Raw genomic sequence first — 14,124 nt, 5'->3', positions numbered from 1 at the left:
CAGGAGGTCTTCTTCCGTCGGGCCGCTCAGGCGGTCTTGCCGGCCTTGAGCATGTAGCCGAAGCCGCGCTTGGTCTGGATGAGCGGCTCGGAGGAGTGCGGATCGATCTTGCGGCGGAGGTAGGAGATGTAGCTCTCCACGATGCCCGCGTCGCCGTTGAAGTCGTACTCCCACACGTGATCGAGGATCTGCGCCTTGGACAGCACCCGGTTCGGGTTGAGCATGAGGTAGCGCAGCAGTTTGAACTCCGTGGGGCTCAGGTCGATCGAGACGTCCCCGACCGTGACGTCGTGGGTGTCCTGATCCATCGTGAGCTCGCCCGCGCGGATGATCGACTCCTCGTCGGTCTGCATCGTGCGGCGCAGGATCGCCTGGATGCGCGCGACGATCTCGTCCAGGCTGAAGGGCTTGGTGACATAGTCGTCGCCGCCGGCGTTGAGCCCGGTGATCTTGTCTTCGGTCTCGTCCTTGGCGGTGAGGAAGAGGATCGGTGCCGTGTAGCCGGCGCCCCGCAGGCGCTTGGTGACGCTGAACCCGTTCATATCGGGCAGCATCACATCCAGCACGATGAGATCGGGCTCCTCCTCGAGGACGGCGGAGATGGTCTGCGCGCCGTTGGAGACGGCGCGGACCTGGAATCCGGCGAATCGGAGGCTCGTGACGAGCAGATCCCGGATGTTCGGTTCGTCGTCCACGACGAGGATGCGCGGTGCGGTCATGCCCTCATTATCGTGACCAAACCCTTCGCGCGCCTGGATGCCCTGCGCGAAAGCGGGAAATGGGCCCGTACAGGGCCCGGAATCCGGGAAATCCGGCCTGATCGCGGGTCGCTCTCAGCTGCTGAGGGCGGCGTTGACGGCGACGGCGGAGTACTCCCGCTCCACCACGAGGGTGGCCAAGCCGACGATCCCGGCATGCTCTCCCAGCGTGGACTGGCTGACCGTGAGGTGGCGCGTCGCGCGCGGCAGGGAGCGGGGGTACAGCGTCTCGCGCACGCCGGCCAGGAGAGGGGCGGATGCGAGCATCCCGCCCAGCACGACCTCTCCCGGGTTCAGCACCGACACCAGGGTGGCCACGACCTCGCCGATCACGCGGCCCGCCGCCCGGGTGAGGGCAGCCGCATCCGGGTCGCCCGCCGCGAGGTACGCCCCGACGTCGGAGCCGGACTCGGCGTTCTTGCCGATCGCCGAGAGGGCCCGCGCCACGGCGCGTCCGGAGGCCACGGCCGCCAGGCAGCCGTGCGCCCCGCACTGGCACACCTCGTCGTCGTGCCCGGCGAGCTTGACGTGGCCGATGTCTCCGGCGCCGCCGTCGGTGCCCTGGTAGACCCGCCCCCCGATGACGATGCCCGCGCCGATGCCGGAGGAGACTTTGATGAAGCACAGCGCGCGTGAATCGGCATGTGCGGCGCGCTGCTCGCCGAGGGCGGCGGCATCGGCGTCGTTGGCGACGAGGACGGGGATACCCAGGGCATCGCGCAGGTGATCGGGGATCGGATACGCGTCCCACCCCGGCATGATGGGCGGCTGACTGGGGCGCCCGGTGTCGGGGTCGACGGGCCCGGGGATGCTGATGCCGATCGCCGCGACGCGCTCCAGCGGAGTCTCCGCCGCGACGAGGACCCGACGCGCGGTGGCGGCGATCTCGTCGAGGGTCCGGTCCGGGCCGTCGGCGACGGCGACCTCGATGCGCTCCTCGGCGAGAAGACGTCCGGCCAGATCGGTCAGGGCGACCATGGTGTGGGTCGTGTCGACCGCGGCGGTGAGCACGGTGGCCCGCGCGGAGTTGAACTCCAGCAGCCGTGAGGGACGGCCCGAGGCGGGACGCTCGGTGCCGTTCTCCACGATGAGCCCGGCTTCCAGCAGGGCGTCGATGCGCGTGGACACCGTCATCCGCGACAGGCCCGTGATCTCCAGGACGTCGCCCCGCGTGAGCGCGCGCCCCGTGCGGATCAGTTCCAGCACATCGCCCGGACCGGACATCGTGACCCCCTCGTTCGACGTCTCGATCATATGCTTGACAGCTACGCCAATAATGTCTAGCTTCTAGGCATATGTCGGCAGGCCGACATCCCGTTCGATGGCGCGAGGAGGCGCATCATGGCTCGACGTGCAACGGCAGTGGGCTTGGCGGTGATGGGGACGGCGGCGCTCGTGCTCTCCGGCTGCACCAGTTCCGGCGACGGCGGCGGGGGAGGCGGCGGGGACGGGTTGACCTTCTGGCTGCAGGAGGATCTGCCCGACCGGGTCGCTGCCACCCAGGCGATCGTCGATGCGTTCACCGAGGAGTCCGGCGTCGAGGTGGAGCTCGTGTCGGTGGCCGAGGACCAGTTCAGCCAATTGATCACCTCCGCCGCAGCCGCAGGCGACCTGCCGGATGTCATCGGCGGCATCTCGCTTCCGCAGGTGCGCACGCTCTCCTCGAACGAACTGGTCGATCCGGAGGCGGTGGGAGCCGTCATCGACGACCTGGACTCCGCCACCTTCTCCGAGCGGGCGCTGGAACTCGTCTCCGACGGCGATGACCTTCTGGCCGTTCCCAGCGAGTCCTGGACGCAGATGCTGTTCTACCGCACCGACCTGTTCGAGGCGGCAGGGCTGGATGCGCCGGACTCCTACGACGCGATCCTTGAGGCCGCGCGCACGCTGGACAGCCCCGACCTGGCGGGCTTCGTGGGGGCAACGGCCCCCGGCGACGCCTTCACTGAGCAGACGTTCGAGCAGATCGGGCTGGGCAACGGGTGCGAGCTGGTCTCGGAGGACGGCGAGGTCGAGCTGGACTCGGGCCCGTGCGTGGACGCGTTCGCCTTCTACGGCGAGCTGACCAGCGACTACTCCGTGCCCGGTGCGCAGGACGTGGACACCACCCGCGCCACCTACTTCGCCGGCGACGCCGCCATGTTCATCTGGTCGAGCTTCGTGCTCGACGAGCTGGCGGGCCTGCGGGAGGACGCCAAGCCCTCGTGCCCGGAGTGCGCGGCCGACCCGTCCTTCCTCGCCGCCAACACGGGGGTCGTGACCTCCATCGCCGGCCCGGATTCGGACACCCCCGCACAGTTCGGCGAAATCACCTCGTGGACCGTCACGGCCGGGGCCAACACCGAGGATGCTCAGTCGTTCATCGAGTACATGATGAGCGACGGATACGAGGACTGGATCGCCATCGCCCCCGAGGGCAAGGTGCCGGTGCGCACCGGCACCCCGGAAGAGCCCACCGTGTTCTCGGATGCGTGGGCGACCCTGCCGGCGGGTGTGGACACCAAGGCCCCGCTGTCGGACTTCTACACTGCGGACGTGCTCGAGGCCGTCGCCGCCGGCCCCGAGGACCTCGCCCGCTGGGGCATCACGCAGGGTCAGGGCGACCTCCTCGGTGCGCTGCAGGGGGAGCTCCCCGTCGCCACTGCCGTCAACGAGGTGTCCCAGGGCGCCGACCCGGCCACCGCCGCCGAGCAGGCCGCGGAGGCGGTGCGCTCCATCGCGGAGTCGCTCCAGTGACCCAGCTGGCCGGCGGGACGGGCCTGAGCGGCCCGGCCCCCGCCTCGGGCCCGGCCGCACCCCGCGGGACGGTGCGCGCGCGGCGCTCGCGTCAGGGGCGGGATGAGAACCGGGCAGGGCTCCTGCTCATCTCCCCGACTGTCATCATCGTCGGCGTCGCGGTCGTGCTGCCGATCCTGTGGGCTGTCGCCCTCGCGTTCCAGCGGGTGCGGCTCATCAACATCCGCGGTACCGGGTTCTTCGGTCAGTACACCCTCGACAACTTCGTCAACGTCCTCACGTCGCCCGGGTTCCTCGGGGCGCTGTGGACGACGCTGGTGTACGCCGTCGGCGGCACGGCCCTGGCGATCGGCGTCGGGCTCGTCGCAGCCCTCGCCCTGCGCAAGCCCTTCCGCGGCCGGGGGCTCATCCGCGCCGCGCTCCTGCTTCCCTACGTGGCGCCCGTGGTGGCCGCCACGTTCGTGTGGTCGACGCTGCTGAACCCCCAGTTCGGACTGGTCAACTGGTTCGGCCGCACGGTGCTGGGCTGGGAGGATCCGGTAGCGTTCCTGTCGCAGCGGTCCTTGCCGGTGCCCTTCTTCGGCCTGCAGATCGACCTTCCGATCGCGCTGATCACCGTCATCCTCTTCGAGGCGTGGCGGTCGTTCCCCTTCGCCTTCCTCTTCCTGACGGCACGACTGCAGGCCGTCCCGGGAGTGCTGGATGAGGCAGCACTCATCGACGGCGCCACGCCGACGCAGCGTTTCCGGCACATCCTGCTGCCGCAGCTGCTCCCCACCATCGCCGTGCTGACGGTGCTGCGGTTCATCTGGACGTTCAACAACTTCGACGACATCTACCTCCTCACCGGTGGCGGCGCCGGCACGCAGGTGGTGTCGGTGCGCGTCTTCGACTACCTCACCGCTCGCGGCGACATCGGCTCCGCCGCGGCCCAGGCGCTGATCCTCGCGCTCATCCTGGCGGTGCTGGTGACGGTGTACCTGCGGCTATTCGGCCGGCGGGAGGAGCAGGCATGACCACGTCTCTGCTGGAGTCGGCGCCGCGCACGGGAAACGCACGTCGCGGAGTGGGCCGCGACCGGATCGAGAACACGGTCCTGCGGATCGTGCGGCCGGTCGTGATCGTCCTGCTGCTGATCGTGGCGGTGTTCCCCTTCTACTACATGGTGCTGCTGAGCTTCCGCACCCTCGATTCCCTGCTGCAGGAGCCGGGTGCACTGTGGATCTCGCTCGACGAGCTCGACCTGTCCACGTACCTCGACATCCTCGCCCCGGTCTCGGACGGCGGTCAGGGCTTCATCGAGTTCATGCGCAATTCGCTCCTGGTCGCCCTCGGGACGGTGGTGCTGTCGCTGCTCGTGGCGATTCCCGGCTCCTACGCGGTCAGCCGGCTGCGCTTCTTCGGCCACCGGCAGGTGTCGGCGCTGTTCCTGGCGGTGTACTTCTTCCCCAGCATCCTGCTGGCCGTGCCGTTGTTCGTGGTGTTCACGCAGATCGGACTGCGTGGGTCTCTCGTGGGCCTGCTCATCGTGTACGTCTCGCAGGTCGTCGCCGTGTCGATCTACACGCTGCGCAACTACTTCGCCACGATCCCCGTCTCCCTCGAGGAGGCCGCGGCGATCGACGGGTGCACCCGGCTGCAGACGATGCGGAAGATCAGCATCCCGCTGGCGATGCCGGCCATCGTCTCCAACGGGCTGTTCATCTTCATGATCGCGTGGAACGAGTTCCTCTTCGCGCTGCTGTTCCTCGTCGAACGGCGGGAGTCGTGGACGGTCTCCCTCGGTCTGTCGCAGCTGTCGGGGAGCATCGAGGTGCCCACGACCGTGCTGATGGCCGGGTCCGTCATCCTCACCCTGCCGATCATCATCCTGTTCTTCGCCTCGGAGCGCCTCCTCGTGGGCGGGCTCACGGCAGGGGCGGAAAAGGGCTGACGGCCCCACCGTCCGGAAGGAAGGCGCAGCTCCGTGCCCCAGATCGTCCAATTCGCCGGCCCCGGCAGGGTCGAACTCGTCGAGATCGCCCCCGCGCCGCTCGTGCTCGGCGGAGTGCGGGTGGCGACGTGGTACTCCGGCATCTCCGCCGGCACCGAGCTGACCGCCTACCGCGGCACCAACCCGTACCTCACCTCGACGTGGGATCCGGCGCGGCGCATCTTCGTCCCGGGAGAGCCGAGCGTCGCCTACCCGGTGCGGGGCTGGGGCTACTCCGAAGTGGGTGAGGTGGTGGAGGTCGCCGACGGTGTGGACGGCGTGGTCGTCGGCGACGTGGTCCACGGCATCTGGGGGCACCGCAGCGATGCCGTCCTGCCCGCCTCCGCTCTCGCCGGGCGGGTGCTGCCGCCCGGCGCCGACACGATCCTCGGCACGTTCGCCCGCGTGGGCGCGATCGCATTGAACGCGGTGCTCGCCGCCGACGTGCGGCTGGGTGAGACCGTCGCGATCTTCGGCCAGGGGGTGATCGGGCTGCTCGCGACGCGACTGGCGACCCTGGCCGGAGGATCCGTGCTCGCCGCCGACACGCAGCCCGCGCGCCTGGCGATGGCCGAGCGCTTCGGTGCCGCCGTGGTGGTCGACGCGCGCGACCCACGCGGCGCCGGGGCGGTCATCCGCGAGCGCACGGCGGGCGGCGCGGACAGCGCCATCGAGCTCTCCGGCTCGGACCGCGCCCTGCACGAGGCGGTGCGATCCGTCGTCGCCGACGGCCTCGTGGCGGCGGCGGGCTTCTACCAGGGCGGTGCGGAGCATCTGCGTCTGGGAGAGGAGTTCCACCACAACCACGTCCGCCTCGTGGCCAGCCAGATCGCGGGCGTGCCCGTCGGGCTCGGCGGCCGCTGGGACCAGGCGCGTCTCGTCCGCACCGTCATGCACCTGATCCTGTCCGGGCGCGTGGATGCCGCGGCCCTCGTGACCGACGTCGTGGCGGCGGCCGAGGTGGCGACGGTGTTCGAGCGCCTGGACCGGGGCGATCCCGGCATCCTGCAGGCGATCCTCCGATTCGAGGCCGCCCCGGAGCGGGCGACGTGATCCCCGACTCCCGCCCTCACGTGCCGCCGGACCCGCCCGGGGTCGGTCTGATCGGCGCGGGCGCCATCGCGCGCAGCGCCCACCTCCCCGCGTACGCGCGCTGGAGGATCCCGGTGGTCGCGATCGCGTCGCGCACCCCGTCGTCGGGGCGGACCCTGGCCGGGCAGTTCGGCATCGCCACCGTGCACGATCGGGTGGAAGACCTCCTGGCCGACCCCGCCGTCGCCGTCGTCGACATCGCCACCGGCCCGCACGGACGCGTGGACCTCATCGCCGCGGCCGTGGCGGCCGGCAAGCACGTCCTCGCCCAGAAGCCGCTCGTCCTCGAGCCGCACGAGGCCGACCGGCTCGCAGAGGTGCTCGCGCTCGCCGCGGCCCGCGGCATCCGGGTGGCCGGCAACATGAACGCCCGCTGGGCGCCGCCGTGGCGCGTGGCGACGCTGCTCGCGCGGGCCGGCGAGATCGGGGAGGTCGTCGGCGTCACCCACCTGCACGACAAGCCACTGCCGCCGCTGGCGGGCACCCCGTTCGATGACGTGCCGCACATGCTCGTGAACGACTACCTCGCGCACTGGATCGACATCTCGCGCTGCTGGCTGGAGGGCTCCCGCGTCGTGTCGGTCGCCGCCCACGACTCACGCGTGCCGGGGCAGCCGGCGGATGCGGAGAACCCGTGGCAGGCGAGCATCCACATCGCCGTCTCCTCCGGAGCGACGGCAGCCATCCGCGTCGTCGGCGATGTGCGCACCGGTGCCGGCGGGTGTCCGTTCTGGATCCACGGCACCGCGGGCACGATCCGCGGCAGCGTGCTCCGCGGCAGCGACTGGGTCGAGATCGAGCGCGACGGTGAGCGCGTGTCGATCGAGGCGGAGGGTGAGTGGTTTCCGGACGGGTTCGCCGGGGCCATGGGGGAGCTGCTCACTGCCGTGGCCGAGGACCGGGAACCGGAGAACTCCGCCGCCCACGTGCTCGTGTCGGCGCGGCTGGGGATGGCCGCTGCAGCATCGGCGGCGAACGGGGGCACGCCGGAGCGACCGGCCGGCCTCGAACTGACCCGTTCGGCCGTGCGAGGCGGGAGGGGCCGGTGATCGACGTCGACGAGGTCGCCGTCGGACCTGATGCGCGCGTCTATGGGGAGGGATGGCAGAGCTGGAGCCCGACCACGTGGTACCGCGCGGGCGAGGAGATCCATCGCCCGCAGGAGCGGTGGCAGCACCTCATGCGCTTCCGGCCGGGTGTCGCGCTCGCCGACGACGCGGTGCAGGGCGAGGGACTGCTCGTGGTGGATCCCGGCGACGGCTCGCCTGTGCGCACGTACGGCGTCACCGATGCCTCGACGGAGGTCCCCTCCATCCGCGCGCGGTGGCGGGACGGGCGGGTGACGGTGTCGGCCAGCGGCGCGGTCACATCCTGGACGACCTCGGCGGCACCCGGCGCCGATCCCGGAGAGGAGGCGCTCCGCGCCTTCGGTGACCGGATGGGCCGAGCTGCCGGCGCGCGCGCGGGCGGGGAGCCCCCGCGCGTGTGGTGCAGCTGGTACCGGTACTTCGAGGATGTCACCGCCGCCGACGTGCAGGAGAACCTCCACGACCTGCGTGCGCGCGACCTCCCCGTCGACGTCGTGCAGATCGACGACGGCTGGAGCCGCGGCACGGGGGAGTGGACCGCGGAGAACGAGCGCTTCGGCTCGGTGGCGGATGCGGTCGCCCGGATCCGCGACGCCGGACGGCGGCCGGGCCTGTGGCTGGCCCCGTTCGTCGTCGGCGCGGCCTCGGCGGTCGCGCGGCAGCATCCGGAGTGGCTCGTCGGCGAAGCAGGGTACAACTGGGGCGATGATCTCGTCGGGCTCGACCTCACCCACCCCGGTGTGCGCGGGTACCTCACCGAGGTGTTCACGCGCGTGCGCGAGTGGGGAGTCGGCTACGTCAAGCTCGATTTCCTCTTCGCGGGCGCGGTTCCCGGCGCGCGGTACGACCCCGACGCGACGCCTCTCGCGGCATACCGGGCGGGGTTGCAGCTGGTGCGGGAGGTGCTCGGCGAGGACGCGTACCTGCTGGGGTGCGGGGCGCCGCTGCTGCCGAGCGTCGGGCTCGTCGACGCGATGCGCATCGCGTCGGACACGTTCCACGAGGGCGGCGAGGACGGATCACAGGGCCTCCGCGGCCGCATGTCGCTCGAGGCGCGGGCGTGGCAGGACGGGCGCCTGTGGACGACCGACCCGGACTGCCTCGTGGCGCGCCCCGACTTCGCGCTGCGCGAGGAATGGGCCGCCGTCGTCCAGGCCGCCCCGGGGATCCGGGGGTTCTCCGACCGCATCGCGGAACTGGACGGACGCGGACTGCAGCTGGTGCGGGATCTGCTGGAAGGACCCGCGGATGCCTGAGCTGGATCGCCTGCGCGAGCGCATCGCGCCGCTGGTGGCGATGCTGTACCCCGGGGATGCCACCGCCGTGCTCGACGATCTCGTCCGCCTCGCGGCGCGGTGGGCGGAGCCCCTCGCGACGACAGGCCCCGCCCGGTGGGACGAGGGCACCGCCTACCTCATCACGTACGGCGGCTCGTTCCACCGCGAGGGCGAGGTGCCGTTGCAGACGCTCGCCGGTATCCTGCGCGCGCACGTGGGCGATGTCGTGACCGATGTGCACCTGCTGCCCATCTACCCCTGGACCTCCGACGACGGGTTCGGCGTCACCGATCACCGCCAGGTCGATCCGTCCCTGGGGACGTGGGACGACATCGCGCAGCTGCGTCAGGACTACGCGCTCGCCCTGGACTTCGTCGCCAACCACGTGTCCAGTTCGAGCACGTGGTTCCGCCGGTGGCTTGACCGTGACCCGCGTTACGCCGGCTACTTCCTCGAGCCGGGGCCGGACTTCGACGTGTCGCACGTGGTGCGCCCGCGCACGACACCGCTGCTGCACACCTACGAGCGCCCCGACGGCACACAGGTGCGCGCGTGGACGACGTTCGGCGACGACCAGGTCGACGTCGATCCGCGCACCCCGGCCGTGCTGCTGGATCTCACCGATGTCCTGCTGGGATACGTGTCGCGGGGCGCCACCACGGTGCGCCTGGACGCCATCGGCTACCTGTGGAAGGAGTCGGGCACCTCGTGCATCCACCTGCCGCAGACGCATGCCGTCATCCGCATATGGCGGGCGATCGTGGATGCGGTGGCCCCGGGCACGCGCCTGCTTACCGAGACCAACGTGCCGCACGCCGACAACATCACGTACTTCGGCGACGGCTCGGACGAGGCGCACATGGTGTACCAGTTCGCCCTCCCGCCGCTCGTCCTGCACGCCTTCGTCACCGGCCGGGCAGGCGCCTTGACCCGGTGGGCGAGCGGCATCGGCCCGGTGGGCCCGGCGGCGACGTGGTTCAACTTCCTCGCCAGCCATGACGGGATCGGGCTGCGCCCCACCGTGGGCCTCCTCTCCGACGCCGACCGCGACCTGCTCGTCGAGCGCACGCGTGCCCGCGGCGGCCGCGTGTCGATGGCGCGACGCCCCGACGGCACCGAGGGCGTGTACGAGCTCAACACGAACTTCCTCGACGCGCTCGTGGATCCCGCCGACCCCGACCCCGACGCCTCCGCGGTCGTGCGGGGGCTGGCCGCCCACGCCATCCTGCTGTCGGTGGTGGGCGTGCCCGCGGTGTACTACCACTCCCTCTTCGGCTCCGGTCAGGACGAGCAGGGCATGCAGCACAGCGGGATCGCCCGCCGGATCAACCGGCAGGTCCTCGACGCCGACCTGCTCGCGGCCGAACTGGCCGAGATCCCGCGCCGTGCGCGCATGCTCGCCGGCCTCCGGCACCTGCTGTCGGTGCGGCGCACGCAGCCGGGCTTCTCGCCGTTCGCGGATCAGACCGTCGAGGCGCTCGACGAGCGCGCCTTCGTCGTGCGCCGCGCCGCCGGGACGGTGCACGAGATCGTCGCGGCGATCAACGTGAGCGACGAGGTCGTGGAGCTGCCCTCCCTCGCCGGCACCGACGTGCTCACGGGCGAGACGGTCACCGCGCTGCGCCTGCCCCCGCACGGGTACGCGTGGCTCACGCCCCCGCCGGCCTAGCGCGGGCCCCGGCGCCGGTCAGGCGGCGGCGGTCAGCAGGTCGTCGGCATCCAGGATCGTGTAGGCGTAGCCCTGCTCGGCGAGGAAGCGCTGCCGGTTCTGTGCGAAGTCCTGGTCGACCGTGTCGCGGGAGATCAGCGTGTAGAAGCTCGCGGTGTTGCCCGACTGCTTCGGACGCAGGAGCCGCCCCAGCCGCTGGGCCTCCTCCTGCCGCGAGCCGAACGACCCCGACACCTGGATGGCGACGGAGGCCTCCGGCAGGTCGACGGAGAAGTTGGCGACCTTCGACACCACCAGCAGCGAGATCTCGCCCACGCGGAACGCCTGGAAGAGCTCCTCGCGCTCGGGGATCGGGGTGGCTCCGGTGATCTGCGGAGCATCCAGTGCCTGCGCCAGCACCTCGATCTGGTCGAGATACTGCCCGATCACGAGGATGCGCTCGCCGGCATGCCGGTGCACGAGGCCCCGCACCACCTCGATCTTGGCCGGGGCGGTCGCCGCCAGCCGGTAGCGCTCCTCGTCCGCGGCGGCGGCGTACTCGAGCCGGTCGCCGGCGGGCAGATCCACGCGCACCTCGTAGCAGACGGCGGGGGAGATGAAGCCCTGGGCCTCGATCTCCTTCCACGGCGCGTCGAACCGCTTCGGGCCGATGAGGCTGAACACGTCGCCCTCGCGGCCGTCCTCGCGCACCAGCGTCGCCGTGAGCCCCAGCCGGCGGCGGGCCTGCAGATCGGCGGTGAGCTTGAACACGGGAGCGGGGAGGAGGTGCACCTCGTCGTAGACGATGAGCCCCCAGTCCAGCGCATCCAGCAGCGCCAGGTGCGCGTACTGCCCGCCGCGCTTGGCGGTGAGGATCTGGTAGGTCGCGATCGTGACCGGCTTGACCTCCTTGACCTGCCCGGAGTACTCCCCGATCTCCTCGGGGGTCAGCGACGTGCGGCGCAGCAGCTCGTCGCGCCACTGCCGCGCGCTGACGGTGTTGGTCACGAGGATGAGCGTCGTGGTCTTGGTGTCGGCCATCGCCCCGGCGCCCACGAGCGTCTTGCCGGCGCCGCAGGGGAGCACGACCACGCCGGAGCCGCCCTCGGCGAAGGCGTCGACGGCCTGGCGCTGGTACGGACGCAGGTGCCAGCTGGACTCGTCCAGATCGATCGGATGCGGGGTGCCGGGCGTGTAGCCGGCGAGGTCTTCGGCGGGCCAGCCGATCTTCAGCAGCTCCTGCTTGATGTGGCCGCGGGCCCACGCGTCGATGACGTAGACGTCGGGCGCGGGGTGGCCGATCAACAGCGGCGAGATGCGCTTGTTCCGGGCGACCTCGGTGAGGACGGCCGGGTCGGTGGAGCGGAGGACGAGGGCGCCCTCCTCATCGCGCTCGATGACGAGGCGCCCGTACCGGCCGACGGTCTCGCGGATGTCCAGTGACACCGACGCGGGCACGGGGAACCGCGACCAGCGGTCGAGGGTGACCAGCATGTCCTCGGCGTCGTGCCCGGCCGCGCGGGCGTTCCACAGCCCCAGGCGGGTGATGCGGTACGTGTGGATGTGCTCGGGGGCGCGCTCCAGCTCCGCGAACACCGCGAGCTCGTGGCGCGCGCTCTCCGCATCGGGATGCGCCACTTCCAGGAGCACCGTGCGGTCGCTCTGCACGATCAGGGGGCCGTCAACCATAACCGTCCATCTTACCGTCGCAACGCGCCCCGGCGGTCGCGGGCGCCATCGCCGAGAGTGCATCGACTCGCCGAATCCGCACCGGATCCGGTGCACTCTCGCCGAGGCGATGCACTTTCGCGGAGGCGGGGCCGGTCATGTGACGGGGTGGACGCTCGCGATGCTGGACAGCGGCAGCGTGCGCTCGACGTCGGCGCCGCGGTCACGTCCGCGCAGGCGCCCGCCACCCAGTCCCGTCGCCTCCAGGCGGAACGTGCGGCTGGAGCCGTCCGGCAGGCGCACGACGACGTCGACGACGGAGCGGGCGCGGACGGCGGAGTCCAGCTCGCGCTCCAGCCACGCGGCATCCGCGTCTTCGGATTCGCTGCCGGCACGCACGCGAGCCAGGAGATCGGCGTACCGCTGCACGGCGGCGGGAGCCGTGTGCTCGGGCGCCAGCCGCGCGCGATCCAGCCGCCGCGGCATCCCGGTCTCGTCGACGGCCACGACCGGGTAGCGCGCGTCGGCGAGCGCCCAGAAGACGGTGTCCTCGCCCACGCGGGACACGAGGGCGCCGCCGTGCCGGATGAGGCCGAGGGCGCGCAGCGCCTGATCGACGGCCACCGTCTCCAGCGCGGCGGGATCGTCGCTGGTCACGCGTGTGCGCCCCGCGACCGGGTCGCGCCCGACCCGCAGCAGGCCGTGCCGGTCGGCGGTGCGGGAGAGGACGTACTCCAGCGGCTGAGGCACGCCGGTCAGCGACAGTTCGCTGAGGAAGGATCTGAGCGAATCCGCCGTCTCGCCGGCGGTGATCGCCGCGGCGATCGTGTCGGCGCTGAACCGGTAGCTCGAGGCCTGGGCATGCGATTCGCGCACCGCCATGCTGCGCAGCCGCACGTCCAGATGCGGGGCCAGCGGACCCGGCGCGATCGCGGTGAGGTCGTTCTGCAGGTACACGCGGTCGACCTCGGGCGGCAGGAAGGCGCCGAGCGCCGCGCCGTCGGCGTCGGCTCCGGCCGCCAGCGGCGCCGCCCATGGTGGCTCGCCCCCGGCCGGGCTCAGCAGCCCCCACGCCACTGCGCGTGCACGCCACACGCCGGCGTGGCTGGGCCAGGCGGTGTCGAACGGATAGGCGTCCGCCCACAGGGCGGCGGGGATCCATCCCCCCTCGGGAGTGCGCAGCCCGGACGGGAGGGCGTCTCGGAGCCGTTCGGCGGCGATCATCCACCGTTCCAGCGTCGGACTGCCCACCCACGAGCGGCCGGCCGGGGTGACCAGCCAGGCCTTCTCCTCGGGATGCAGCAGGCCCGTGGCCGCCGCGAACCCCACGAGGAGATCCGCGGTGTCGCCGTCGGGGACGGCGCCGGATTCGACGAGCTCGCGGCGGTCGCCCGCCCCGAGGGCGCCGTTGCCGATGCGCGTGAGCGGTGCGGTCAGTGCGCGCAGGAGGAGGTCGGCGAGGGATGCGGCGGAGGTGAACGCGCGCTCGGCGGCACCGGCGTCCTCTTCCGCGGTCGTGGAGCGGTCCGCCCGTCCCGCGCGTTCGACGGGTGCCTCGCGGTCGCGCACGGACACCGCCACCGCTGCGTACGGGTGCCCCTCGGCGTCGACGAGTGCCGAGGCCACCAGCTCGGCCCGGTCGCCCGCGAGCACCATCGTCCCCTCGGTGATCGCGCGCGTCAGCGCCCGCGCGGGGAAGAACGACAGGGCGGTGAGGCCTCGTGCGATCGAGGTGGGTTCGAGCAGCGCGGCGGCCACGTCGTACAGATCACGCCACGGCGCGGTCGGCGGTGCGTGCCGCACGGCCAGCAGTTCCGACAGGGCCGCATCGTCCATCGCGGCCAGAGCAGTGGCCAGTGCGCGTTGGTCGGATGTCGGCGGCACG

The 14,124-nt window shown here is 71.8% G+C and carries 11 protein-coding genes; 7 read left to right on the top strand and 4 right to left on the bottom strand.

Annotation, left to right across the window (positions count from 1 at the left end):
- Window positions 1-26: 26 nt before the first annotated feature.
- On the bottom strand, window positions 27-719 hold the full coding sequence (locus tag E4K62_RS13065; protein ID WP_135068109.1) for a response regulator transcription factor: 693 nt from the start codon (window positions 717-719) through the stop codon (window positions 27-29).
- A 114-nt stretch (window positions 720-833) separates the two neighbouring features.
- A complete protein-coding gene (locus E4K62_RS13060; protein ID WP_135068107.1) occupies window positions 834-1,982 on the bottom strand; it encodes an ROK family transcriptional regulator in 1,149 nt (382 codons plus the stop codon).
- A gap of 117 nt (window positions 1,983-2,099) precedes the next feature.
- Between E4K62_RS13060 and E4K62_RS13055 the strand changes: the two genes are divergently transcribed.
- Genes E4K62_RS13055 through E4K62_RS13025 form a run of 7 tightly spaced genes read left to right on the top strand, consistent with a single transcriptional unit; the run spans window position 2,100 to window position 10,592 of the window.
- Window positions 2,100-3,494, top strand: coding sequence for an ABC transporter substrate-binding protein (locus tag E4K62_RS13055; protein WP_135068105.1), 1,395 nt, complete (start codon window positions 2,100-2,102; stop codon window positions 3,492-3,494).
- Window positions 3,491-4,510 (top strand): carbohydrate ABC transporter permease, encoded by a 1,020-nt coding sequence (locus tag E4K62_RS13050; protein WP_240742695.1) that lies wholly within the window; start codon window positions 3,491-3,493, stop codon window positions 4,508-4,510. The genes E4K62_RS13055 and E4K62_RS13050 overlap by 4 nt, the downstream gene beginning before the upstream one ends.
- Window positions 4,507-5,427, top strand: coding sequence for a carbohydrate ABC transporter permease (locus E4K62_RS13045; protein ID WP_135068103.1), 921 nt, complete (start codon window positions 4,507-4,509; stop codon window positions 5,425-5,427). Before E4K62_RS13050 ends, E4K62_RS13045 begins: the two co-directional genes overlap by 4 nt.
- A gap of 33 nt (window positions 5,428-5,460) precedes the next feature.
- A complete protein-coding gene (locus tag E4K62_RS13040) occupies window positions 5,461-6,519 on the top strand; it encodes a zinc-dependent alcohol dehydrogenase (protein WP_135068101.1) in 1,059 nt (352 codons plus the stop codon).
- A complete protein-coding gene (locus E4K62_RS13035; protein WP_167747791.1) occupies window positions 6,516-7,607 on the top strand; it encodes a Gfo/Idh/MocA family protein in 1,092 nt (363 codons plus the stop codon). Before E4K62_RS13040 ends, E4K62_RS13035 begins: the two co-directional genes overlap by 4 nt.
- Window positions 7,604-8,902 (top strand): glycoside hydrolase family 36 protein, encoded by a 1,299-nt coding sequence (locus tag E4K62_RS13030; protein WP_135068097.1) that lies wholly within the window; start codon window positions 7,604-7,606, stop codon window positions 8,900-8,902. The genes E4K62_RS13035 and E4K62_RS13030 overlap by 4 nt, the downstream gene beginning before the upstream one ends.
- Window positions 8,895-10,592 (top strand): alpha-amylase family glycosyl hydrolase, encoded by a 1,698-nt coding sequence (locus E4K62_RS13025; protein WP_135068095.1) that lies wholly within the window; start codon window positions 8,895-8,897, stop codon window positions 10,590-10,592. The genes E4K62_RS13030 and E4K62_RS13025 overlap by 8 nt, the downstream gene beginning before the upstream one ends.
- An 18-nt stretch (window positions 10,593-10,610) precedes the next feature.
- On the opposite strand, the gene E4K62_RS13020 is transcribed toward E4K62_RS13025, so the two are convergent.
- Both E4K62_RS13020 and E4K62_RS13015 read right to left on the bottom strand, forming a co-directional pair.
- A complete protein-coding gene (locus E4K62_RS13020) occupies window positions 10,611-12,260 on the bottom strand; it encodes a DNA repair helicase XPB (protein WP_135068093.1) in 1,650 nt (549 codons plus the stop codon).
- 135 nt (window positions 12,261-12,395) lie between these two features.
- The gene (locus E4K62_RS13015) at window positions 12,396-14,123 is read right to left on the bottom strand and encodes a helicase-associated domain-containing protein (RefSeq protein ID WP_240742694.1); all 1,728 of its coding nucleotides are present in this window, start codon (window positions 14,121-14,123) and stop codon (window positions 12,396-12,398) included.
- Window position 14,124: the final 1 nt, after the last annotated feature.

This window comes from Microbacterium wangchenii (genome assembly GCF_004564355.1).
Lineage (GTDB): Bacteria > Actinomycetota > Actinomycetes > Actinomycetales > Microbacteriaceae > Microbacterium > Microbacterium wangchenii.
This window is presented reverse-complemented; position numbering and strand designations above follow the sequence as displayed.